This window comes from Streptomyces sp. NPDC034084 (assembly GCF_055575535.1).
On sequence record NZ_JBVISK010000003.1, the window covers coordinates 346,534 to 370,227 of the forward strand.

Annotated in this window: 21 protein-coding genes; 10 read left to right on the forward strand and 11 right to left on the reverse strand. The window is 72.8% G+C overall.

Annotated elements, in window-relative coordinates; all coding sequences use genetic code 11:
* The first annotated feature begins 8 nt into the window (after positions 1-8).
* The 6 genes from ACZ51I_RS12525 (at position 9) to ACZ51I_RS12550 (ending at position 5,893) form a co-directional block, all read left to right on the forward strand.
* Positions 9-1,343 carry a M64 family metallopeptidase gene (locus tag ACZ51I_RS12525; RefSeq protein ID WP_468874536.1) on the forward strand — a complete coding sequence of 445 codons (1,335 nt, stop codon included), beginning with the start codon at positions 9-11 and terminating at the stop codon, positions 1,341-1,343.
* Between the two features lie 324 nt (positions 1,344-1,667).
* Positions 1,668-2,063, forward strand: coding sequence for a hypothetical protein (locus tag ACZ51I_RS12530; RefSeq protein ID WP_468874538.1), 396 nt, complete (start codon positions 1,668-1,670; stop codon positions 2,061-2,063).
* A gap of 81 nt (positions 2,064-2,144) precedes the next feature.
* Entirely contained in the window at positions 2,145-2,840 is a 696-nt protein-coding gene (locus ACZ51I_RS12535; RefSeq protein WP_468874540.1) for a DUF6766 family protein, read from the forward strand.
* Between the two features lie 68 nt (positions 2,841-2,908).
* Positions 2,909-3,739, forward strand: a complete 831-nt coding sequence (locus ACZ51I_RS12540; RefSeq protein WP_468874542.1) for a YhjD/YihY/BrkB family envelope integrity protein — start codon at positions 2,909-2,911, stop codon at positions 3,737-3,739.
* Between the two features lie 174 nt (positions 3,740-3,913).
* Positions 3,914-5,332, forward strand: a complete 1,419-nt coding sequence (locus ACZ51I_RS12545; protein ID WP_468874544.1) for an amidase — start codon at positions 3,914-3,916, stop codon at positions 5,330-5,332.
* Between the two features lie 135 nt (positions 5,333-5,467).
* Positions 5,468-5,893, forward strand: coding sequence for a VOC family protein (locus tag ACZ51I_RS12550; protein WP_468874546.1), 426 nt, complete (start codon positions 5,468-5,470; stop codon positions 5,891-5,893).
* Between the two features lie 39 nt (positions 5,894-5,932).
* Here ACZ51I_RS12550 and ACZ51I_RS12555 read toward each other — a convergent pair whose 3' ends face one another.
* The 5 genes from ACZ51I_RS12555 to ACZ51I_RS12575 form a co-directional block, all read right to left on the reverse strand.
* Positions 5,933-6,058 (reverse strand): hypothetical protein, encoded by a 126-nt coding sequence (locus tag ACZ51I_RS12555; RefSeq protein ID WP_468874548.1) that lies wholly within the window; start codon positions 6,056-6,058, stop codon positions 5,933-5,935.
* Between the two features lie 31 nt (positions 6,059-6,089).
* Entirely contained in the window at positions 6,090-6,563 is a 474-nt protein-coding gene (locus ACZ51I_RS12560; protein ID WP_468874550.1) for a hypothetical protein, read from the reverse strand.
* A complete protein-coding gene (locus ACZ51I_RS12565; protein WP_468874552.1) occupies positions 6,560-7,081 on the reverse strand; it encodes an RNA polymerase sigma factor in 522 nt (173 codons plus the stop codon). The genes ACZ51I_RS12560 and ACZ51I_RS12565 overlap by 4 nt, the downstream gene beginning before the upstream one ends.
* Positions 7,068-7,508, reverse strand: a complete 441-nt coding sequence (locus ACZ51I_RS12570) for a DUF3995 domain-containing protein (RefSeq protein ID WP_468874555.1) — start codon at positions 7,506-7,508, stop codon at positions 7,068-7,070. The genes ACZ51I_RS12565 and ACZ51I_RS12570 overlap by 14 nt, the downstream gene beginning before the upstream one ends.
* Positions 7,509-7,918: 410 nt before the next feature.
* Positions 7,919-8,614 carry an NADPH-dependent F420 reductase gene (locus ACZ51I_RS12575; protein ID WP_468875619.1) on the reverse strand — a complete coding sequence of 232 codons (696 nt, stop codon included), beginning with the start codon at positions 8,612-8,614 and terminating at the stop codon, positions 7,919-7,921.
* 182 nt (positions 8,615-8,796) lie between these two features.
* Between ACZ51I_RS12575 and ACZ51I_RS12580 the strand changes: the two genes are divergently transcribed.
* Complete coding sequence (locus ACZ51I_RS12580; RefSeq protein WP_468874557.1) at positions 8,797-11,394, forward strand: MDR family MFS transporter; 2,598 nt, start codon at positions 8,797-8,799, stop codon at positions 11,392-11,394.
* Positions 11,395-11,496: 102 nt separating this feature from the next.
* Here the strand turns inward: ACZ51I_RS12580 and ACZ51I_RS12585 are convergent, their stop codons facing one another.
* The 6 genes from ACZ51I_RS12585 to ACZ51I_RS12610 all read right to left on the reverse strand — a co-directional run bounded on the left by ACZ51I_RS12585 (position 11,497) and on the right by ACZ51I_RS12610 (position 18,738).
* Positions 11,497-12,873: a DEAD/DEAH box helicase gene (locus ACZ51I_RS12585; RefSeq protein WP_468874560.1), complete on the reverse strand. Its 1,377-nt coding sequence runs from the start codon at positions 12,871-12,873 to the stop codon at positions 11,497-11,499.
* A gap of 94 nt (positions 12,874-12,967) precedes the next feature.
* Positions 12,968-13,171, reverse strand: a complete 204-nt coding sequence (locus ACZ51I_RS12590; protein ID WP_033323720.1) for a cold-shock protein — start codon at positions 13,169-13,171, stop codon at positions 12,968-12,970.
* A 143-nt stretch (positions 13,172-13,314) separates the two neighbouring features.
* Positions 13,315-14,139 carry a DUF817 domain-containing protein gene (locus ACZ51I_RS12595; protein WP_468874563.1) on the reverse strand — a complete coding sequence of 275 codons (825 nt, stop codon included), beginning with the start codon at positions 14,137-14,139 and terminating at the stop codon, positions 13,315-13,317.
* Positions 14,140-14,272: 133 nt separating this feature from the next.
* Positions 14,273-15,718: a glyceraldehyde-3-phosphate dehydrogenase gene (locus ACZ51I_RS12600; protein ID WP_468874565.1), complete on the reverse strand. Its 1,446-nt coding sequence runs from the start codon at positions 15,716-15,718 to the stop codon at positions 14,273-14,275.
* A 116-nt stretch (positions 15,719-15,834) separates the two neighbouring features.
* Entirely contained in the window at positions 15,835-16,866 is a 1,032-nt protein-coding gene (locus tag ACZ51I_RS12605; protein ID WP_468874567.1) for a serine hydrolase domain-containing protein, read from the reverse strand.
* 105 nt (positions 16,867-16,971) lie between these two features.
* Positions 16,972-18,738: a VanW family protein gene (locus tag ACZ51I_RS12610; protein WP_468874569.1), complete on the reverse strand. Its 1,767-nt coding sequence runs from the start codon at positions 18,736-18,738 to the stop codon at positions 16,972-16,974.
* Between the two features lie 279 nt (positions 18,739-19,017).
* Between ACZ51I_RS12610 and ACZ51I_RS12615 the strand changes: the two genes are divergently transcribed.
* The 3 genes from ACZ51I_RS12615 to ACZ51I_RS12625 all read left to right on the forward strand — a co-directional run bounded on the left by ACZ51I_RS12615 (position 19,018) and on the right by ACZ51I_RS12625 (position 23,639).
* Entirely contained in the window at positions 19,018-20,052 is a 1,035-nt protein-coding gene (locus ACZ51I_RS12615; protein ID WP_468874571.1) for a LacI family DNA-binding transcriptional regulator, read from the forward strand.
* 250 nt (positions 20,053-20,302) lie between these two features.
* A complete protein-coding gene (locus ACZ51I_RS12620; protein ID WP_468874573.1) occupies positions 20,303-21,376 on the forward strand; it encodes a phosphatase PAP2 family protein in 1,074 nt (357 codons plus the stop codon).
* A gap of 43 nt (positions 21,377-21,419) precedes the next feature.
* A complete protein-coding gene (locus tag ACZ51I_RS12625; protein WP_468874576.1) occupies positions 21,420-23,639 on the forward strand; it encodes an NADP-dependent isocitrate dehydrogenase in 2,220 nt (739 codons plus the stop codon).
* The last annotated feature ends 55 nt before the right edge of the window (positions 23,640-23,694 follow it).

Sequence of the window (23,694 nt, forward strand, 5' to 3'; positions counted from 1 at the left end):
AGGTCGTCGTGCCCGGAAACGGATCTGCACGTACACGCTGGATCACCTCGGTCGGCGCCGTCGTCACCGCCGCCGCCCTGCTCGCCGGAGCGAACACGGCCGGAGCGGCCCCGGCTCCCGTCACCCCCTCCGGCACGGTGGCGACCCATGAGGTCGAGTACTTCGACGGCCCCGGTGCCACGCCCCGGCACAAGAAGGTCCCCGCCGAGGCCCCCGCCCGGATCGCCCGCCACCGGGCGCCGGCCGCTTCCGCGGCGCCCGCCGCCGCGGTCACGCCCGTCCAGGAGACCGGACCCGTCTCCGGGCGGCTCGACCTGGTGGTCATGGGCGACGGCTACACCACCGCCCAGCAGGCCGACTTCCACGCGGACGCGCAGGCCACCCTCGACGCGGTATTCGCCATCGAGCCGTACGCCAGCTACCGCGGCCTGTTCAACATCTGGCTGGTGGACGCCGCATCCGCCGAGTCCGGCGTCTCCGGAGACCCGACCGCCGACGTCGTCAGGAACACCGCGCTCAGCTCGTACTTCTTCTGCGAGGACACGGAGCGGCTGCTCTGCCTCGACACGTCGAAGGTCACCACGTACGCCAACCAGGCGCCGGCCTCCGACGTCGTCTTCGTCATCGCCAACTCCGCCAAGTACGGCGGCGCGGGCTACAGCTTCGCCACCCCGCCGGCCGGTGCCTCGTACCACGGCGTCGCGACCATGTCCTCCGACAACGCGCAGTCGTACCTCATAGGCGCCCACGAACTCGGGCACTCCATAGGCAACCTGGCCGACGAGTACCAGTACGCCGGCTACGGCGCGTACCCGCACCCCTCGTCCGACAGCGCCAACATCTCCGTCACCCCGGACCTCGGCACGAGCAAGTGGTACCGCTGGGTCGGCGCCCAGGACCCGACCGGCTCGGTGGTCGGCACCTACGAGGGCGGCGACTACTACGAGACCGGCGTCTACCGCCCCACCAGCACGTCCCTCATGCGCACCCTGGCGTCCACGGAGTTCAACCACGTCGGCCGCGAAGCGATGATCAAGGGCTTCTACGCGTACGCCGACGCGGTGACCTCCACCGTGCCCACCGGCACGCGGGTCCGCGCGACCCAGGAACTGACCGTGCGGCTCGCCCCGGTGACCGGCCTGGCGGGCCTGAACCTGGCCTGGTACGTCGACGGCAGGCAGGTCCTCCGCGCCGCCGGCGACCTCTCCGTGACCCCCGCCGAACTCGGCGCCACGCGCAGCGGCCAGCGCGTCACCGCGACGGTCACCGACACGACGGCGGCCGTCCGCGATCCCGCCGTCCGTGCGGCGACGGCCAACTCGCTGACCTGGCGGGTCCGCTGACGGTTCCCGGCCGGGAGGGGCGGCCGGGCTCCGGCCCGGCCGCCGCCCTCACACGTGCGGCTGGCCGTCGTACGTGGCGAACTGCTCCTGCCGGTACCCGGTGGTCGGGCGGTGGTTCCAGATGTCGAACTCACTCATGGCGATCCCTCCGCTCCCTCTCCATGGTCGCGTGCGCCACCCGCGCCCGCACGCCGTCACCCGCGGTGAGCCGAACGGGTGAGGCGCGTGCTCGTTCGGCCTCCCGCCGCTTGCCCCGGCCGCCGGCGGGGTGAGGGTGAGAGTGTGCGAGTCCCCCTGTTTCCGCGAGTTCTCCGGCGTCCCCCCGTGCTCCTGCTCGGAGTGGTGACGGCCGTGGTCGTCCTCTCCGCCTGCGGTGCTCCGCAGGCACGCCAGGACGGGGCGACCCGGGCGGGCCGCTTCTTCGAGGAGTCGCTCGGGTCCGGGCACTACGTGGTGGCCTGCGGGCTGCTCGCTCCCGAGAGCCGCGAGCAGCTCGAGGAGAACGAGAAGAAACCGTGCGCGGAGGCCCTGCCCTCGCAACAGCTCCCGCGCGGCGGCGGAGTGCGGAGCGTGGAGGTCCACGGACGGCAGGCGCTGCTCCGCCTCCACGGCGACACGCTGTTCCTCTCGCAGTTCGACGAGGGATGGCGGGTCACCGCCGCCGGATGCGCGCCCGAAGCGGGCGACACGCCGTACAGCTGCGTACTGAAGGGGGCGTGAGGTGAAGGGCCTGTTCGTGGCGTGTGTGGTGATCATCCTGGGCGGCCTCGCCTACTTCACCGCGATCGGAGTGATGCAGCGATGACGGCCGGCCGGTCCCCGAAGGGCGGATTCTGGCGGTCGAACAGCCTCACCCTCTGTTTCGGCATCGCCTTCCTGGTCGTCCTGGGAGCGCAGGCGGTCGCGGGACGGGCGGAGTTCAACGAGCAGCTCGCCGTCGAGGGGCTCCAGCAGATCGGCTTCGGCGAGTACCTGACGTCCTCCGACTTCGCCGTCGACGTCACCGAGAACTGGCAGTCGGAGTTCCTGCAGTTCTTCCTCTACATCTTCGGCACGGTCTACCTGCTCCAGCGCGGCTCGCCGGAGTCCAAGGAGCTGCACAAGGCGGGTACGGAGAGCGAACGCGACCAGCGGCTCGGTGACCACGCGCGGGACGACTCGCCCCGGTGGGCCGGCACGAAGGACTGGCGGCAGGCCGTCTACTCGCGGTCGCTCGGTCTCGTCATGGCCGTCTTCTTCCTGCTGTCCTGGCTGGCCCAGTCGATCTCCGGCGCGGCCGCCTTCAACGAGCTGCGGCTGCGGCAGCTCCAGGCCCCCATCAGCTGGCCCTCCTACGTCGCCTCCGCCGACTTCTGGAACCGGTCCCTGCAGAACTGGCAGTCGGAACTGCTGGCCGTGGCGGCGATGGCCATCCTCTCCGTGTATCTGCGCCAGCGCGGATCACCCGAGTCCAAGCCGGTCGGCGCCCCGCACAGGGCCACCGGTATCGAGGGCTGACGCGCCCCCGGACACCGCCCCGGGGCGACCCGCTGGTTGCCGGGGCGGCGCGGTTCTACCGTGGAGGCATGGTCCCCCGTCCCGCCGGGCGATGGTCGCGGGCCGGCCGGATGCGCAGCGCGATCCGCCGGGTCCGGGCGGGGCACCGATGGGCGCCGGTCAGGGATCTCGGGCTGTGGCAGCGTTCCCTCGGATTCGCGGCGCTCGGCTTCCTCACGCTCGTGCCGCTCCTGATCGTCGTGTCGGCGGCGGGCGCGGGCAGCGACGGCGGCAAGGGCTTCGCCCAGTGGCTCGCCGACGGCATCGGTGTCTCCGAGGCCGCGAGAGACGAGATCGAGCGGCTTTTCGCACTGCCGGGGCAGGTGCGGCGGACCACGACGGCGTTCGGCCTCGCCCTGCTCGCCGTCTTCGGCCTGACGTACGGCACGGTGGTGCAGAGCGGGTACGAGCAGGTCTGGGACCTCCCGCCGGCCCGGTGGGTGGCCCGGTGGCGGCAGGTGCTGTGGCTCGTCGTGCTCATCGGGTTCCTCTACCTGTTCGCGGTGTTCCCGTTCTGGCACGGGACGCCGGCGGGCGAGGCCGTCACCGTGCTGAGCGGCACGCTGTTCTTCTGGTGGTCGCAGCGCCTGCTGCTCGGGGGCCGCGTCGCGTGGCTCGCCCTGCTGCCGGGGGCGGTGTGCACCACGCTCGGGCTCCTCGGCCTGAGGATCTTCTCCCGGCTCGTCTTCTCCCCGCTGATCGCGTCCAGTGCCGTCACGTACGGCCCGTTCGGCGCGTTCCTGGTCATCCAGACGTGGCTGGTCGCCGTGGGCGTCGTGGTGTTCGGCGGCGCGCTCGCCGGACGCCTGATCGACGAGGAGCTGCCGCGCCTGAGACGCGCGCTGAAACGGAGGGGGTGACGCCCCCCGGGCCGGGGCCTCCGGCCGGGGCGGGGAGCAACTCCCGACCGTGCAAGGGTGCGAGAGCTCCCAGCAAACCGGCCGTCTGCTCGAGCGCGCGCCATGCCCTCGCCTGTTACCCGCTGGTAGGCAATGATGGGGTGACCATCCACACGGCCGGGGGCTGAGGCAGCGGTGACGACTTTCGATGAACGGATGACCAGGGTGCACGCCTTCCGGGACGACGCCCTGGGAGAACACGACGCCGTCGGGCTCGCCGAGGCCATCCGGCGCGGCGAGGTAGGTGCCGACGAGGCCGCCCGGGACGCGGCCGCGCGGGTGCGGGCCGTCGAGGAACGGCTCCACGCCGTCCAGGTGCACGCCGATGCTCCGGTGCCCACCGCCGCCACCGGCGGCGTCTTCGCCGGCGTCCCGACCTTCGTCAAGGACAACACCGACCACCAGGGGCTGACCACCGGCCACGGCAGCGCGGCCTTCACACCGCGGCCGGCCCGGCGCCACTCGCCCTTCGCCCGGCAGTTCCTCAGCAGCGGCGTCACGGTGCTCGGCAAGACCCGCCTGCCCGAGTTCGGCTTCAGCCCGACCACGGAGTACGAGACCGCCGAGCCCGTCCGCAACCCATGGCACACCGGCCACTCCGCGGGCGGATCCTCGGGCGGCAGCGCGGCGCTCGTCGCCGCCGGAGCGGTGCCGATCGCCCACGCCAACGACGGCGGCGGCTCCATCCGCATCCCCGCCGCCTGCTGCGGCCTCGTCGGCCTCAAGCCGACCCGGGGCAGGGTCGTGCCGAACGCCCAGAGCCGCCAGCTGCCCCTGGACCTCGTCGCCGACGGCATCGTGAGCCGCTCCGTACGGGACACCGCCGCGTTCCTCGCGGCCGCCGAGACGTACTGGCGGAACCCGAAGCTGCCGCCCCTGGGCCTGGTGGAAGGCCCCTCCGGGCGGCGGCTGCGCATCGGCTTCCTCCTGGACTCGCCGAACGGCGTCGCCTCCGACACCGCCACCCGGGAGGCCGTCAACGAGACGGTGGCGACGCTCCAACGGCTCGGCCACACCGTGGAGCCGGTCGAGATCGCCCTCGACCCGCGCTTCACCGAGGACTTCCTCACCTACTGGGGGATGCTGTCGTTCCTCCTCGGCGCCACCGGCCGGACCCTCGGCGCGGACTTCGACCGGCGCCGCATGGACGGCCTCAGCCGCGGGCTGCGCACGACGTACCTGGAGAACTGGCGGCGCACCCCGGGCGTCCTGCGGAGGCTGAAGCGCACGAAGGTGGCGTACGCGGCGGCGTTCCGCGGACTCGACCTGCTCCTCACTCCCGTCCTCGCCCACCCCGCGCCGCCGATCGGCCACCTCGCGCCGACCGTCCCCTACCCGGAGCTGGTCGAGCGGATCCTCGCGTACGTCGCGTTCACCCCCGTCGACAACGTCGTGGGCACCCCGTCGATCTCGCTGCCCAGCACTCGCGCGACGGACGACGGACTGCCCGTCGGCGTCATGTTCTCCGGCCGTCCCGGGAGCGAGCGGACCCTCCTGGACGTGGCCTTCACCCTGGAGGCGGACCGGCCGTTCCGGCGGATCCAGGACCTGTGACCTCCCGGCCGGGCTCCCGCCCACCTGAGGCAAGGGGTCGAATTCCGGCACGCCGGCCGGGGCGCCGCCCCGACCGGCGGCGGCGCCTGGTCTAGCCTCGGCCGGAACCACCGCCCCGCTCCGAAGGAGAATCCCGTGCCCTCTCGGCTCAACCCGTACATCACCTTCGACGGCGACGCCCGGCAAGCCTTGGAGTTCTACAAGGAGGTCTTCGGCGGCACCCTGGCGCTCAACACCTTCGGGGAGTCGTTCGGCGACAAGGAGGCCGGTGACACCGCCGACAAGATCATGCACGGCATGCTCGAGACCGACAACGGCTTCACCCTCATGGCCGCGGACGTCCCCCCGGGCATGACGCACGACCCCGGCAACAACATCGCGGTGAGCGTGAGCGGCGAGGACGCCGACGAACTGCGCCGCTACTGGGACAGGCTCTCCGGCGCCGGCACGGTCTCCGTCCCCCTGGAGAAGCAGATGTGGGGCGACGTCTTCGGCATGTGCACGGACGACTTCGGCATCACGTGGATGGTCAACATCGTCTCCTCGGAGCACGCCGCGTAGACGCTGTCCGTCACCGCCGCTGCCTGCGGTGACACGGCATCAAGGGGCGGCAAGCTCGGCCGCGTTCCCCCAGAAGATCGAGACGGCGCACCAGACGACACCCAGGAGCGTCACCGCGAGGGCGAGAGCATGGAGGAGGAGACGGTTCCCGAGAAGGGCGCCCACGGATCCGAGTGATCATACGATCCACCGGACGCTAGCGCACGACCCGTTCGGCGAGGCGCGACATCGCCTGCTCCAGTTCACGGCGCGCCCCGAACGGGACGAGCGCGGCACGCCCCGGGACGCGGACGCCGCCCGTGAGCGCCACGCGGGTCCGGCCGTCCTCGTCGACCGCCGCCATCCCGATCACCAGGAACCGGCTCTGCAGCCAGCACCAGCCCGGCCGCAGAACGCCGTGGAAACGGGCCCGCAGACCGTAACGGCTGCGGGCGAGGGCCTCCACCCGGTCGCCGTCCCTGCGCAGGATCCGCACCGACCTCATGTCCGGCTGGAACTCCCCGAAGCCGCCCTCCAGATCGCCCATGACGCCCCACACCGCGTCGAGGGGCGCCGGGAGCACCCGTTCCACGATCCGCGCGCCCCGGACACCTGCGCCCATGACCCGCAGCCGCCGCACATCGTCGATCACCGGCCCGTTCCCCTCGCCGCTCGTCTTCTCGTCGTTCACCCGGACCACGCCTGTCGAAAGCTCTGCCGTGCCCGGTGCAACCGGGACTTCGCCGTGCCGGCCGGCACCCCGAGGAGCGCCGCCGCCGAGTCCTCGTCCATCCCCTCCACGTCCCGCAGCACGAGGACCGCACGGTGCGCGGGCGACAGCCGGGCCAGGACGTCGCCGATGTCGGCGGCCAGCTGCGGATCACCCCGCTCCGGTACGTCGGGCAGCTCCGCCGGCCGCGCCCGCGCCGCCCGTCTGGCGACCCGTACCGCCTCCCGTACGGAGATCGCCCGCACCCACCCGTACAGCGCCTCGGGCTCCCGCAGTGACCGCAGCGACGTGAAGACGGCGACCAGTGCCTCCTGAGTGGCGTCCGGTCCGTCGTCCAGGGCGATGGGCCCGCAGATCCGCGCGATGTACGGGGTGAGGTGGTCGAGCAGGTCGTGCAGGGCCAGGGTGTCGCCGCGCCGGGCCGCCCGGACGAGCGCGACCCCCCGGTCCACGGGTTCGGCGGCCTCAGCGGGCGGCACGCAGGGCCGTCCAGCCGAAGACCACGCACAGCGGCGTGTACAGCAGCGCGTTCAGCCAGGGGAAGGCCGCCCCGGACCCGTCCCGGCCGACGACGATCCACACCAGACCGGCCGCCGCGCGCAGCAGCATCCCGCAGGCCACGGCGTACGTGACGAGGCGCGGGATCCGCCGGCCGCGGACACCACCCGCGTGGGCCGCCACGGCGACCGCCGCGCACCCTTCGAGCACGGCGAGCGGGAGCACCACCGCCGGCCCGAAGGACACGGCACTGCCGAGCACGGCGAGCGAGAGGCTCCGCTCGTCGGCCGCGGGCCAGGTCAGACCCGTCGCCCAGTAGACGTGCGCCAGCGCGAGGACGGCGAGCAGCACGGCGACGGCGCGCCCGCCGACGGCCGCGCGAGGCCGCTCGATGTCGATGACCGCCATGGGGTCCCCCTTCGTATCGGGTTGTGGCCGAGATCGTGGTCGGCGCAGGGGCGTCGACATCTGAAGGAGGACCCGGACCGGGCTGACGTTCCCTGTGATCCGCGTCACGCGCGACTGTCGGTGCGGGGTAGTGGCACCGGGTCCGGGGTCGGCCCTCTGCGCGCGGAGGATCGCTGCCTCGGTCAGGGGAGGACTGTCGGCCCGGAAGCGGGTGAGCGGGCCACGTACGGCCCCGGCGGGTGACGGCGCGGACCCTGGGCCGTTACCTACCGGTCGGGGGCGTGCCGCGGCCCGGCACCTGGCGTACGTGAACGGACGGATCGTCACCACGCCGTCAGGTGTGAGCGGCGGCGACGTCTCGCACGCGGCCCGCATGCCGTCCTTCGCCGCCGCGCCGCGCTCAGCGCAGCTCAGCCGCGGAAGGCGGCGGGGCGCTCGGGGGAGGCGTCGGCGAGGGCCCGGGTGACGGCCTCGACGCCGGCCCGCAACCCGTACACGGGGGTGGCGGGCTGCTGGCGCCAGGACTCGTCGATGCCGCCGGCGTCGACCGTGTCGAAACCGAGCTCGTCGATGAGGGCGCGGACGGTGTTCTTGGCGGCCTCGTCGTCACCGGCGACGGGCACGGCGATCCGCTCGGGGTCACCGGCCGGGCGGTGCCGGTCCAGGATGTCGTGGGCGTAGGTGCCGTTGAACGCCTTGACCACCGGATGGCCCAGGTGGTTCTGCGTCCAACGGCTCTCGGTGAGGCCCTCGTCCTCGATGGCGGCGATACGGCCGTCGCGCTCCTTGGGGTAGTAGTTGCCGGTGTCGATGACGACGAGACCCTCGGCGGCTCCGTCCAGGACCTTCTCGGGGAGGTCCGGGATGTTCTTCAGGGGGATCGTCACGACGACGAGCTCGGCGTCGCGGGCCGCCTCGGTCACGGCGACCGGCGTCGCCCCGGTCTCCTCCGCGAGGGCGGTGAGCGTCTCGGGGCCGCGAGAGTTGGCCACGGACACGTCGTGGCCGAGGGCGGTGAGGCGGCGGGTGAGGTTGCCGCCGATGTTGCCGGCGCCGATGATGCCGATCTTCATGAGCTGTCCTTCGTGGGTGCGGGCGGACGGGATCCGGGACCGGGGCCACGAGCTCCCCGTCGGTGAGGCTGAACGCCGCGACGGGGAGGTTTCTTCCTGACGGACCGCGCCGGGGGGAAGGCGACCGGGCGAGGCGGAGCAGGCGGAGTCGTGATGTCGCGCATGGGTTCGGGTGATCCCGCACGGGGCCGCGACTACTCAACTATGTTACTGGCGTGGACCAGTTGCTCACCGAAGATCCGACGCGCATCGGCCCGTACCGCCTCATCGCCCGGCTGGGCGCGGGCGGAATGGGGCTGGTGTACCTCGGCAGGTCCGAAGCCGGACGCACGGTCGCCGTGAAGGTGGTGCAGGCGGAGCACGCCCAGCACCCCGAGTTCCGCCGGCGCTTCGCGCGCGAGGTGGAGGCCGCCCGCCGGGTGGGAGGGGAGTGGACGGCGGCCGTCCTCGACGCCGACACCGAGGCCCCGGTGCCCTGGGTGGCGACCCAGTACATCCCCGGACCCGACCTGACCACCGTGGTCGCGAAGGATTTCGGCCCGCTGCCCGAGGACTCGGTGCGCACCCTCGCGAACCGGCTCGCCGTGGCGCTGCGGTCGGTGCACGCGGCGGGGCTGATCCACCGGGACCTCAAGCCGTCCAACGTGCTGGTGACCGTGGACGGGCCACGCGTGATCGACTTCGGCATCGCGCGGGCCATGGACGGCCTCGGCGGGGACAGCCTGCACACCCGGACGGGCATGCTCATCGGCTCGCCGGGCTTCATGTCGCCCGAGCAGGTGCGCGGGCGTGAACTCACGCCGGCCAGCGACGTGTTCTGCCTGGGCGCCGTCCTCGTGTACGCCGCCACCGGCCGGCTCCTCTTCGGCGCCACCGACACCGGACTGGGCGCGCACCTCTTCCGCATCGCCGAGGAGGAGCCGGACCTGACGGGAGTGCCGGACTCGCTGGTCGATCTCGTACGGGCGTGCCTGGACAAGGACCCGGCGCGGCGGCCGACACCCGAGGACGTGGCGGCGCGCACGGCGACGGACCGCGCCGACGAGTGGCTGCCCGGCGCCGTGCTCGCCCAACTCGGGCGCCACGCGGCCCAGTTGCTGGACTTCGCGCCGGAGGTACGGGTGGCGCCGCAGGACCCGCGGATCCCGGCGCAGCGCCCCGCCCAGGCCCGGACCTTCCCTCCGCCTCCGGCGTACAGCCCGACGGCGCCGGTGGGCCAGGGGCTGGTGACGCCCGGGTTCGGACCGGCCGTCGACGCCGTCCCCGCCGTGTGGGGGGCGCCCGGCCGGCCGGGTCCGTCGCCCCGGCGGTGGGCGGGCCTGGCCGTCGCCGCGCTGGCGCAGCTCCTGGTCCTCGTCGCTTCGACGGGAACGAACGCGATGCTGCCGGCCATCTCCGCCGACCTGCACGTCTCCTACGACGGCCTCGTTCTGCTGTCCCTCGCCTACGGACTGGGCTTCGGAGCCTCGCTCCTGCTCGGAGGCCAGCTCAGCGATCTCCTGGGTCGCAAACGGGTGGTGATCATCGGGCTGGCGGGCTTCGCCGCCGCCTCCGTGCTCGGCGGACTGTCCGTCTCCGCCGGCATGATGGTCGCGGCGCTCGCCCTTCAGGGCGTGTTCGCCGCGCTGCTCTCCACGGCCGCTCTCGGCCTGGTGGCCGGCGGCTTCACCGACCCGAAGGAGCGCGGCACGGCCTTCGGGCTCTACGCCTTCTTCGCAGCGGGCGGCCTGGCCATCGGCACGTTCGCGAGCGGCTGGCTGGCCGACACCCTGGGCTGGCGCTCGGTCCTGTCCGCCGCGGTCCCGCTCGCTCTCGTCGCCGTCCTTCCGGCCCTCCGTCTGGAGAGTGACCGGGAGAGCCGTACCCCCGCCCGTCCCGACGTGGCCGGCCTGCTGCTCGGCACCGGCGCGCTCGCGACCCTCGCCTTCGGTTTCTTCCAGGCCCAGGGGATCGACGACTGGCAGGCCTCCCCGGGCGGCGGCTGGACCTCACCCCTGACCGTGGCCCTCCTCGTGGCCGGCGTGGTCCTTCTGGTGGCCTTCGTGTGGTGGCAGACCCGGACCATCAGCCCGCTCGTCCCGTCGCAGGTCTTCACGGACCGCGCACGCGCCGGCTCCCTCCTCGTCCTCGCGCTCGTCGGCATGGGAACACCGCCCCTGTTCCTGATCCTGTACCTGTACTTCCAGGGCGCTCTCGACTTCGACTCGTCCGAGCGGAGCATGGCCCTGCTGCCCATGGTCGGCGCCGTCCTCGTCGCGACCCAGGTCGCCGGCCGCCTCCAGGCCCGGTTCGCGCCCCGCCACCTGATCGTGCCGGGACTGGTCCTCGCCGCCGCGGGCACGGGGCTCCTGAGCCGTCTGGAAACCGACAGCTCGTACGCCGCTCTTGTGCTGCCCGCCCTCCTGCTCGTCGGCCTCGGCCTCGGCCTGGCCCTCGGGCCGCTGCTCGCCACCGCCACGGGCGCGGGCGGCCCACAGGGATCCGGCGGCGTGGCGGGCGCGGTCCTGGCAGCCCAGAGCGTCGGCGGCTGGCTCGCCGTCCCACTGTTCGGCAGCGTCCTCGCCATGGTGATCAAGGACCGCTTCGAAAGGGTGCAGGGCCTTTCGCAGCCCGTGGTGCAGGCGGTCCGGAACGGCGTCCTGATCGGCCGGAACGACCTCCCGCCAGCCGCGTCCACGGCCGTCGAGCAGGCGAACACCGCCATCCTGGGCGGCTACTCCGTCGTCCTCTGGTCCACGGCCGGCCTCCTGCTCCTGGCGAGCCTCCTCGCGGGCCTGCTGGTCACGACGAGGGCCCCGGAGCCGGGCCGGTGAGCCCGGACGCGAGCCGCCCCCGGCTCTGTGGAGCGGCCGGGGGCGGCTGAGCACACGTCCTGGAGACGCCGGAAGACCCTGGCGAGGCCTGGGTCCGGGCGGTCAGCCGCCCCGACGGACCTTCGCCGCGCGGCGGGCCTCGGCCGTCTTGCGGGCCTCGGCGGCGCGGCGGGACTCGTTCTTCGCGCGGCCCGGGCGGCCCGGGACGGTGCCCATGCCCCGGAAGGCCGCGCCGCCCCGCTTGGTGCCCTCCTGGCTCGGCGCGCTCCCGTCGACCGGGACGCCCGGGGGCTTCCGGGCGCCGGTGATACGGGTCAGCTCGGCCTCGCCGGAGCGGACCCGGGTGACGACGGGCCGGATGCCCGCCTCCGCCATGAGGCGGGCGACGTCGCGGCGCTCCTCCTCCGTCACCAGCGTGACGACGACGCCGGACTCCCCGGCGCGCGCGGTGCGCCCGCCGCGGTGGAGGTAGTCCTTGGAGTCGGCGGGCGGGTCGACGTTGACGACGAGGTCGAGTTCGTCGACGTGGAGGCCGCGCGCCGCCACGTCGGTGGCGACGAGGACGGTGATCTCGCCGGTCCTGAAGCGGTCCAGGGTCCGGGTCCGCAGCGGCTGCGACTTTCCGCCGTGCAGTGCCGCGGCCCGTACCCCGCTGCCGAGGAGGTGCTTGGTGAAGCGGTCGACGGAGGGCTTGGTGCGCAGGAACATGATCACGCGCCCGTCGCGGGCGGCGATCTCCGTGGCCGTGGCGAACTTGTCGGCGCCGTGCACGTGCAGCACGTGGTGCTCCATGGTGGAGACGGCTGCGGCCGACGGGTCGACGGAGTGGACGACCGGGTCCTGGAGGTAGCGCTCGACGAGCTGGTCCACGTCACGGTCGAGCGTGGCCGAGAACAGCAGCCGCTGGCCGCCGTGCGGCACCTGGTCGAGCAGCTCGGTGACCTGCGGCAGGAAGCCCATGTCGGCCATCCGGTCCGCCTCGTCGAGGACGGTGACGGCCACGCGGTCGAGACGGCAGTCCTTGCGCTCCACGAGGTCCATGAGCCGGCCGGGGGTGGCGATCAGGACCTCGGCCCCGTCGCGCAGCGCGCCGGCCTGCCGCCCGATCGACATGCCGCCGACCACGGTGGCCAGCCGCAGTCCCAGAGTGCCCGCGTAGGGGGCGAGGGCGTCGGTGACCTGCTGGGCCAGCTCGCGGGTGGGGACCAGGACCAGGGCGAGCGGCCTGCGGGCCTCGGCCCGGCGCCCGGCGGTGCGGGCGAGGAGCGGCAGGCCGAACGCGAGCGTCTTGCCGGAACCGGTCTGCCCCCGTCCGAGGACGTCGCGTCCCGCGAGGGCGTCCGGCAGCGTGGCGGCCTGGATCGGGAAGGGCGCTTCGACACCGAGGCGCGTCAGCTCCGCGAGCAGCGCGGCCGGCAGGCCGAAGCCGGCGAAGGTCACGGTCGCCACGGGGGCGTCCTTGCTGGGCGTGCTGTTCATGCGGCACCTGGTCCGTCGGAAAAGTCTGGAAAAAGCGACGGGCCGGAGCCCTCACCCCGTGGGTGGGACTCCGGCCGCGTCGGACGTGTCAACGTCAGGCGGGAACGATGTTCTCCGCCTGCGGGCCCTTCTGGCCCTGCGTGACGTCGAAGCTCACCTTCTGGCCTTCCTGGAGCTCACGGAAGCCGGAGGTGGCGATGTTGGAGTAGTGGGCGAACACGTCCGGGCCGCCACCCTCCTGCTCGATGAAGCCGAAGCCCTTTTCCGAGTTGAACCACTTCACGGTGCCAGTAGCCATGTCATATCTCCTTCGGGGCGTAGCCCTGGGAGCCGCACTGTGCGGATCCCGGCGTCGCCGTGATGATTGCCCCGTCCGGAAAAACTGGACCGAAAACACATAAAGTGCCTGACGATGTCGAACCGTCGAAGGCACTTGTAAATTCATTGGGAACCACGACTGCAACTGATCACGACTGTAGCACGACCGCGCCGGGCGTGCACGGAAAATGTCCGGTTTTCCCTCTCTGCGGCGAGAACGAACGTGACCGTGACGAGCAGGGCCCAGGCGCCGAACTTCGCCAGGGAGACCGGCTGCCAGCCGTTCAGCTGGTCCGGGTAGCTCCAGGCGCCCACGTAGGTGGCCGCGTTCTCGGCGACCCAGAGGAAGAACCCGATCAGTACGAAGGACAGGGCGAGCGGCATCCGGTGGTCGCTCTCGCCGACCCGGAACCGCACCCAGGTCCGCGCCGTCGCGGCCAGGAGCAGCGCGGCGAGGACCCAGCGGGCGTCGGGCAGCCAGTGGTGGCTGAAGAAGTTCACGTACACGGCGGCGGCGAGGGCCGCCGTGACCCGGGGCCGGTAGCCCGTGAGCCGCAGGTCGAACAGGCGCCAGGCCCGGCAGACGTAACTGCCGAGCGCCGCGTACAGGAACCCGCCGTACAGCGGCACGCCGCCGAACTTCGTCAGGGCGTCCTCCGGATAGCTCCACGAGCCCAGCCGCACCTTGACCAGCTCGAAGAGGAGGCCGATGGCATGGCACCCGGCGATCACGGCGATGTCGCGGCCGGTGTCCCAGCCGACCTTCCACGCGAGGACGGTGAGCCCGACGCCGTACAGGAGCAGCAGGTCGTAGCGGGCGACCGGCAGTCCGGGCAGCAGGGCCGAGACGGCGATGCCGCCGACGAGCGCGACGGCGAAGGCGCAGCAGCGCGCCTCCAGGACCACGAAGCGCAGCAGCTGACGTATCCCGTGGATGAGCGTCTCCATGGCGGGAGGGACGCCGGCGGGACGTGATCGGTTCGCGGGGTTCGGCCCCGCCGAAACGCCGGAACGGCGGCGCGCCGCACCCCCCGTACGGGAAGTGCGGCGCGCCGCCGTGCTCTCGGTGTCCGGTCGGGGATCAGACCGCCGGGGACGGGAAGGTCGGGTACTCCACGCCGGAGACGTGCTGGACGACCCGGATGACCTGGCACGAGTAGCCGAACTCGTTGTCGTACCACAGGTACAGGATCGCGTTGTCGCCGTCGACCTTGGTCGCGCCGGCGTCGACGATGGACGCGTGGCGCGAGCCCACGAAGTCCATCGAGACGGCGTCGGGGGCCGTGGTGAAGTCGATCTGGCGCTTCAGCGGCGAGTGCAGCGAGACGTCGCGGAGGTACTCGAGGACCTCCGCGCGGGTGGTCTCGCGGCCCAGGCGCAGGCTCAGGATCGCGATCGAGACGTCCGGGACGGGGACGCGGATCGAGCTGCCGGTGATCGGGGCCTTCAGGTCCGGCAGCGCCTTCGCGACGGCCGAGGCGGCACCGGTCTCGGTGATCACCATGTTGAGCGGCGCGGAACGGCCGCGACGGTCGGCCTTGTGGTAGTTGTCCAGCAGGTTCTGGTCGTTCGTGAACGAGTGGACCGTCTCCACGTGGCCGCGCAGCACGCCGTACTCGTCGCCCATGGCCTTCAGGGGCGGGACGATCGCGTTGGTGGTGCAGGAGGCGCAGGACAGGATCCGCTCGTCCGGCTTCACCGTGTCGTGGTTGACGCCGTGCACGATGTTCGGCACGTCACCCTTGCCGGGCGCGGTCAGGACGACCTTGTCGATGCCGGGGCGCAGGTGCTTCGAGAGGCCCTCGCGGTCCCGCCACTTGCCGGTGTTGTCGATGAGGATGGCGTTCTGGATGCCGTACGCCGTGTAGTCGACCTCGGAGGGGTCGTTGGCGTAGATCACCTTGATCGTGTTGCCGTTGGCGACGATCGTGCTGTTCGCCTCGTCGACCGTGATCGTGCCCTGGAACTGGCCGTGGATGGAGTCGCGGCGCAGCAGCGAGGCGCGCTTCACGAGGTCCTGGTCGCCGCCGCCGCGGACGACGATCGCGCGCAGGCGCAGACCGTTGCCGGAACCGGCCTTCTCGATGAGGAGGCGGGCGACGAGACGGCCGATGCGGCCGAAACCGTAGAGGACGACGTCGCGTCCGTCACGGCGCTCGATCTTGTTCTCACCGATGGCGCCGGCGACGGCCTCGGCGGTGAACTCCGCCACCGACAGACCGCGGTCGTCGGTCTTGTAATCGGCGGCCAGCACACCGATGTCGATCTGGCAGGGGCCCAGGTCGAGGGTGGTGAGCGTCTGGAGGAACGGCAGCGTCTCGGTGACCGAGAGCTCCTCGCCGTCGATCTGCCGGGCGAAGCGGTGGGTCTTGAGGATGCTGACCACCGACTTGTTCACCAGGGAGCGGCTGTGGACCAGGACGGTGACGTCCTGCTCCCGGTGCAGCTTCCCGATGATCGGGATCATCGACTCCGCGATCTCCTCGCGGTTCTTCCAACTGGTGAACGAGTCGTCATTGACAGTCACAAGATTATCTTTCGAGCTAGGCGGCGCTCATATGGTAACCCCCGGCCGGTTTGATCAATCAAGGGGTGCCGAACCGTACGAGCGGGGCCCGAGGGCGCCTCGATCCCGCACCCCGGTCAGCCGAAGGCGAGGGTCCGGAAGACGTCCCGGACCCGGGCCAGCGGGCCGGGGTCGCGGGTGAGGCGGAGCCGGTTGGTGAGCAGGACGGCCCAGCGGTCGCGCGTGGGCGAGACCCACAGGGCCGTGCCGGTGAAGCCGAAGTGCGCCCAGACGTCCTCCGCCGGTGCCGTGCCCGGCGCCGGATGCCAGAACAGCCCGCGCGGCGGGACCAGCGGGCCGGTGTGGACGCGCAGCGACGCGGCGGTCCACGCGGCGGAGAACGTGCCGGGCACCGGAACGAGCAGATGGCGCAGGAACCGGCCGATGTCGGCGGTGGTGGTGAAGACCCCCGCGATCCCGCAGGCGCCCCCGAGCAGCCGGGTGGAGAAGTCGTGCACGGTGCCGCGGAGCGGGGCGCCGCTCTCCTCGTCGTACTCGGTGGGCGCGCACCGCTCCCTGACCTCGGCGGGCAGCGGTCCGTAACGGGTCTCCGTCATGGCGAGGGGCGTCCAGATCCGCTCGCCGGCGAGGCGGGGGAGCGGCTGCCGGGTGAGGTGTTCGGCGAGGTACCCGAGGATCAGCGCCGCGCGGTCGGTGTACGCGACGGCCTGCCCGGGCCGGTGCCGGAGCGGCTCGGCGAGGACGCCGTCGCGGACGTCCTGGGGATCGGAGCCGTACAGGTGCCGGAGGTTGGCGCGGAGGGGCAGGCCCGCCGTGTGGGTGAGGAGGTGGTGCGCGGTGGCCCCGGCGAGCGGGCGGCCCGCGGCCTCGGGCCAGAACGAGCCGAGCGGGGCGGTCGGGTCGAGCTTCCCGGCGTCGACGAGGGTGCCGACGACCGCCCAGACCGCGAGGATCTTGGTGAGGCTCGCGACGTCGAACAGCGTGTCGGGGCGCGTGGGTTCACCCGGGCGCAGCGGGTCGAGCAGCCCGACCGCCCCCTCCGACAGCGTGGCGCGGGCATCGCCCACGGCCCAGGCGGCGCCCGGGTACGTGCCCGCGCGCGCGGCCTCGCCGAGGAGCCGCTCGAAGGGGTCGCTGCGTTGCGCCAAGGCGTGCCTCCGGCGGTCCGGGGGAGGTTCGGTGCGGACCGCCGTCAGGGCTGACGGGCCGCGCTCCGAAGTCATGCCCCGGGCGTACCGGAAGACACCCTTCCGTCAGTGGGCGTCGCCGTCCTCGGGGGCCGGCTCGCAGGTCACCTCGTCGCGCGGGGTGTAGTGCGTCTTGTACGTCTCGCGCTTGACCTCGACGCCGTCGTTCTTGAAGACGCGGTCCACCGAGATGTCGAAGCCTTCGAGGGGCGGCTGCGGCACACAGGCCTTGCCGGTGCCCTCGCGCTTCGTGGGCTGCGTCAGGTTGGTGCGCGGGCCGGCGACCGCCTCGACGGAGTCGTACTTCTTCGTGCCGAGGAAGCTCACGGTGACCGAGGAGTCCGTGGCGCTCGCCTTGATGTAGATCGGCTTGCCCGTGTCGTTGCGGAACTTCAGGTCGAGCGAGCCCCAGGCGACGGTCGCCTCGCGGCCGGCCGGGTAGCGCTCGATGTAGAAGGAGTGCGCGCCGTGCTCGACGGGCTGCACCCCCGCGAAGAACATGGCGTTGTAGACGGTGGTGGCCATGGCCGACACGCCGCCGCCGGGGGCGGAGCGGTACTGGCCGTCGAGGATCATCGTGCCGTCGACGAAGCCGTTGTCCGGGGTCCGCTCACCGACCGTCTTGTTGAAGCTCCACACCTCCCCGGGCCGCACCAGTGAGCCGTTGATGAGTTCCGCCGCCCGGCCGATGTTCGTCGTCCGGTACGGCGCGGCGGGGAAGTTCACCGTGAACGTCGACATCTGCTCGGTGATGCCCAGACGGGCCAGCGAGCCGGCGGTCAGCTCGGGCTCGGTGGCCCTGGTGGCCACCGGAGCCGTACGGGCAGCGTCGCCCGACTTCGTGAGGAGTGGGCGCACGGCGTCGCCGAGGGCCTTCGCGGTCACCTCGTGGCCCTGGCGGCCCTCGGACTCCACGACGACCTTGCCGTCCCGCACGCCGAGGGACGCCTCCACGGGCGCACCCGTCAGCGAGGCGAGGGGACGGGCCACGTCCGGGTCGCGCAGCAGGGCCTTCTCGTCGAGGGAGGCGGTGAGGTGCCCGTCGTCGTTCTTCACGGTGAGGTGGTCGCCGAGGGTGGCGGCGGAGATCCGCAGCCGGTCGCCGCCCGCCGTGAGCGTCACGGGGCCGGAGACGGCCGGCTTCGCGTACGTGTCGAGGAAGCGGGTCACCTCGGCGGCGGGCAGTCTCGGCTCGGTCACCGAGACGGGGAGCGTCACCGCGGCGGCGCCGGTGGCGGCCGGGTAGGCCGCGCGGAGGGTCTCGGCGGCCCGGTCGGCGTCCAGTTTCCGGCCCGTCACCGGCTGGGTCGCGACGGCCTGGCCGTGGCGGAAGGCGACGGATCCCTCGCGGACCGTCCGGTCGTTCTCCTTGGCCAGCCCGGCCACGGCGGCGCGTGTCCTGGCGTCGTCGTACGCGAGCACCGGCTTGATCTCGCGCTCACCGGGGGAGAAGAGCCGTCCGATCACGGTGAAGGGGTCACGGGAGGGGTCGGCCGCTCGGTCGGCGGTCTTGGCGACGTCCACGGTCAGCCCGGCGGTGGCCGGGTCCACGGTGGTCGCGCGGTCGCCGACCCGTATGGGTATCGGCGCCTTCCAGGACGCCGGGGCCGCGGCCGTCAGCCTGGCCCTGGCCTCGGCGCGGCTCATGCCGCCGATGTCCACCCCGTCCACCCGGGTGCCGGCGGATATGTCGTCGCCGGTGGCGACGAGGCCCGCCACGTAGAGGCCGCCTGCGGCGACGGCGACCACCCCGGTCGCGATCGCCGCCGTCCGCAGGCGCGGACGGCGCCCCTCGCGGGGCGTCAGGGCACGGTCGGTCCTGGAGCGGGGCACACGCTCTCCCGGGGCGTCGAGGAATCGGGGCAACCACACGACGGTACGCCGAAAGAGTGTCTTATGCACATAAAGGCGTTTTGACCTGCGGAGATACGGAGCGGGACGGGCCGGATACGGAGCGCGCCCGAACACGGCCGGAGGCCCGAGCGGCGAAGCGCGGCACGGGCCGGGGCGGGGTCCTGCGGCGTCCGCCGCGGCCCCTGGCGGGCGCCGCCCTGCCTGATAGGTTCGCGTGCACACGCAGGCGGGGCGGTGGCCCGAGGGGAGGAGCTGCACATGGCGGTGAGCGGGCGGCAGACCGGCAGGCCCACCCTTGAGGAGGTCGCGGCCCGGGCCGGAGTCGGCCGTGGCACGGTCTCCCGGGTCATCAACGGCTCCCCGAAGGTGAGCGAGCAGGCCAAGGCCGCCGTCGAACGGGCCGTCGCCGAACTCGGCTACGTTCCCAACCGGGCCGCCCGCGCCCTCGCCGGCAGTCGCACCGACGCCGTCGCCCTGGTCATCCCCGAGACCGAGGCGCGGCTCTTCGCCGAGCCGTACTTCCTCGACATCATCCGCGGAGTCAGTACCGAACTCGCCGACGCCGACAAACAGTTGCTGCTCACCCTCATCCGCAGCGAACAGGAACGGCAGCGCTTCGAGCAGTACCTCGCCGCCCAGCGCGTCGACGGCGTGCTCCTCGTCTCCGTCCACGGCGACGATCCGCTGCCCGACCAGGTCCGCGCCCTCGGCCTGCCCGCCGTCCTCAACGGCCGCCGAAGCGAGGACGAGCGCGTCTCCTTCGTCGACTCGGACAACACCGGCGCCGGCCGGTCCGCCGTCGTCCACCTCGCCGCCCGGGGCCGGCGCGCGATCGCCACCGTCACCGGACCGCTCGACATGTACGTGGCCCGCTGCCGCCTCGACGGCTACCGCGAGGGCCTCACGGAGGCCGGCCTCGCCCCCGACGACACGCTCGTCGCCAACGGCGACTTCACCGAGGAGGGCGGCCGGCGCGCCATGCGGGAGCTCCTGGACCGCCGGCCCGACCTGGACGCCGTCTTCGCCGCCTCCGACGTGATGGCGGCGGGCGCGCGGAGCGTCCTGCGCGAGGCGGGCCGCCGGGTGCCGGAGGACGTGGCCCTCGTCGGCGTCGACGACTCGGCCGTCGCCCGGCACATGGACCCGCCCCTCACGAGCGTCCGCCAGCCCATCGAGGAGATGGGCCGCACCATGGCGCGGATGCTCCTCCAGGAGATCGCCTCGCCCAGCGAACCGGACGAGCAGCCCCGCCGGATGCTGCCCACCGAGCTCGTGGTCCGTTCCTCCTCCTGATCCCGCTCGGCACCGCAGCACCCCACCACCCCGCCGGTGCCGAGATGCAGCCGTCCGAGGCGCCCCGGAGAGCGATCACGACCAGCGGCCCGAGGCCGACCCGGCGCGGCGGCGACACGTGAGGCGTCCGCCTGAGAAAGCGCGGTCTCCGGGGGAGAGGCGGGCGCCGACCGCCCGGTTCCCGTCCTCCGGCGTGTCGTTCGGGTGAGTCCAGCGGGCGCCACGGCCGGGCGTGGGTTCGAATCGGTGCATGGCTTCCTATGACAGGCTCCGCGCCGGCGGCTCCCCGAGGCCGCTGGAGAACGGTGACACCTGGTGGTACGCCGCCGTGGCCGGCGAGGCCGCCGGCTCGTTCCGCACTCGGGTCCGCACGCGGACCCGCCGTGCCTGCCTCGGGGCCGTCCTCGTCCTCACCGTCGTCTACGCGGGGCTCGTCCTCACCGCCACCGGCCGCCGCTGGGGCGACGCCGCCGTCACCGGCCGCCGCGCCGACTCCGCCGCCGTCACGCTCCTCCGTGACCACCCCTCCCTCGCCGGGCTCGTCACCCTCTCCCTCGTCCTCGGCTGCGTCCTCCTCCTCGCCACCGGCCTCATACGCAAGCGGTACGCCCTCACCGGCGCCGCCGCCGGTGCGGTCGTCACCGCCCTCGCCGTCACCGGGTTCCTCCAGCGGTACGCGCCCCGCCCCCGGCTCGTCGACACCGCGGGCGGCCTCGTCCCGAGCGGCTTCCCCAGCGCCCAGACCACCCTCGCCCTCGGCATCGCCCTCGGCCTGATCCTCGTCGTCCCCCACCGGCTGCGCGCCCCCGCCGTCGGCGCCTGCACGCTCTGGGCCGCCGCGATCGGCGCGTACACCATCGCGGCGGGGCAGCACCGGCCCGGCGACGTCATCGCCGGCGCCCTCGTCGTCCTCGCCGTGACCTCCGGCCTCCTCGCCGTCATCGCCCGCAAGGGCAAGGTCCGCCCCGCCCCGCGACGCGGGACCGGCATGCCCGGTCTCGCTGCGGTCCTCACGCTCGCCCTCCTCGCCCTGGGTGGCCTCGGCGCCGGGCTCTGGCTGCTCGGCGACGCCCTCGCGCTGCCCGCGACCGCCCCGTACGACCCGGCCGAGCTCCGGCTCGCGCACCGCTGCGGCCAGGCCCTCGCCGCCGGAGTCGTCGCCGCCGCGGGACTGATCCCGCTCCTCCTGCTCCGCCGGGTCGACGTGGACGGCGCCCCCGCTCCGTACCGGCTCGGCGGCCCCTTCGTCGAGGACGCCGGCGTCCCGCGCGACGACGAGCTCGTGGGGCCCTTTACCGAGGACCACGATCACGAGATATCTTGATGTCGAGCAATCTCGCATACGCAGACGTGGAGCGGAGCACCCGGTGACTGACTCGACCATCATCTACACCCACACTGACGAGGCGCCTGCCCTGGCGACGTACTCGTTCCTGCCCGTGATCCAGGCGTATGCCTCGCAGGCCGGCGTCACGGTCGAGACGCGTGACATCTCCCTCGCGGGCCGCATCATCGCCGTCTTCCCCGAGTTCCTGGAGGAGGGCCAGCGCATCCCCGACGCCCTCTCGGAGCTCGGTGACCTGGCCAAGACGCCCGGCGCCAACATCATCAAGCTGCCGAACGTCTCGGCGTCCATCCCGCAGCTCAAGGCCGCGATCGCCGAGCTCCAGGCGCAGGGCTACGCCCTCCCGGACTACCCGGACGACCCGAAGACGGACCAGGACAAGGACGTCCGCGCCCGTTACGACAAGATCAAGGGTTCGGCCGTCAACCCGGTCCTGCGCGAGGGCAACTCCGACCGCCGCGCGCCGGGCTCGGTCAAGAACTACGCCAAGACCCACCCGCACCGCATGGGCGCCTGGACCTCCGAGTCCAAGACGAACGTCGCCACGATGAGCGAGAACGACTTCGCCTCCACGGAGAAGTCCGTCGTCATCGCCAAGGACGACACCCTCCGCTTCGAGTTCACCGCCGCCGACGGCACCGTCAGTGAGCTCCGCGAGCCGCTGAAGGTCATCGCCGGCGAGGTCGTCGACGCCGCCGTCATGCGCGCCGCCGCCCTGCGCACCTTCCTCAGCGAGCAGGTCGCCCGCGCCAAGGCCGAGGGCGTGCTCTTCTCCGTGCACCTCAAGGCCACGATGATGAAGGTCTCCGACCCGATCGTCTTCGGCCACGTCGTGCGCGCCTTCTTCCCGAACACCTTCGCCACGTACGGCGAGGCGCTCGCCGCCGCCGGCCTCTCCCCGAACGACGGCCTCGGCGCCGTCCTGGCCGGCCTCGACGCCCTCCCGAACGGCGCCGAGATCAAGGCGTCCTTCGAGGCCGAGCTCGCCGAGGGCCCCGCCCTGGCGATGGTCGACTCCGACAAGGGCATCACCAACCTGCACGTGCCGTCCGACGTCATCGTCGACGCCTCCATGCCGGCCATGATCCGTACCTCCGGCCACATGTGGGGCCCGGACGGCAAGGAGGCCGACACCCTCGCCGTCCTCCCGGACCACAGCTACTCCGGCGTGTACCAGGCCGTCATCGAGGACTGCCGTGCCCACGGCGCCTTCGACCCGTCGACCATGGGCTCCGTCCCGAACGTCGGCCTCATGGCGCAGAAGGCCGAGGAGTACGGCTCCCACGACAAGACCTTCGAGATCGCCCAGGCCGGCACCGTCCGCCTCGTCGACTCCGAGGGCACCGTCCTCCTGGAGCAGGAGGTCGCCGAGGGCGACATCTTCCGCGCCTGCCAGACCAAGGACCTGCCCATCCAGGACTGGGTCAAGCTCGCCGTCACCCGCGCCCGCGCCACCGGCGCCCCGGCCGTCTTCTGGCTGGACGAGAACCGCGCCCACGACGCGCGGCTCATCGCCAAGGTGAAGCAGTACCTGCCGGAGCACGACACCGAGGGCCTGGACATCAAGATCCTCTCCCCGGTCGAGGCCACCAAGTTCTCCCTGGAGCGCATCCGCCGCGGCGAGGACACCATCTCCGTCACCGGCAACGTCCTGCGCGACTACCTGACCGACCTCTTCCCCATCCTGGAGCTGGGCACCAGCGCCAAGATGCTGTCGGTCGTCCCGCTGATGGCGGGCGGCGGCCTCTTCGAGACCGGCGCCGGCGGCTCCGCCCCGAAGCACGTCCAGCAGCTCGTCAAGGAGAACTACCTCCGCTGGGACAGCCTCGGCGAGTTCTTCGCCCTGGCCGCCTCCTTCGAGCACCTCGCGACCACCACGGGCAACAGCCGCGCCCAGGTCCTCGCCGACACCCTCGACCGCGCCACCGGCACCTTCCTCAACGAGGACAAGTCGCCGACCCGTCGCCTCGGTGGTATCGACAACCGCGGCAGCCACTTCTACCTGGCCCTCTACTGGGCCCAGGAGCTGGCCGCCCAGACCGAGGACGCGGAGCTGGCCAAGGCCTTCGCCCCGCTGGCCGAGACGCTCTCCTCGAACGAGCAGAAGATCGTCGACGAGCTCGTCGCCGTCCAGGGCTCCCCGGCCGAGATCGGCGGCTACTACCAGCCCGACCCGGCCAAGGCCGCGGCCGTGATGCGCCCGTCCGCCACGTTCAACGAGGCCGTCGCGTCCCTCGCCTGATCCGGCGCGAGACCCGCACCGCCCCGGCCGGAATACCTTCGGCCGGGGCGGACCC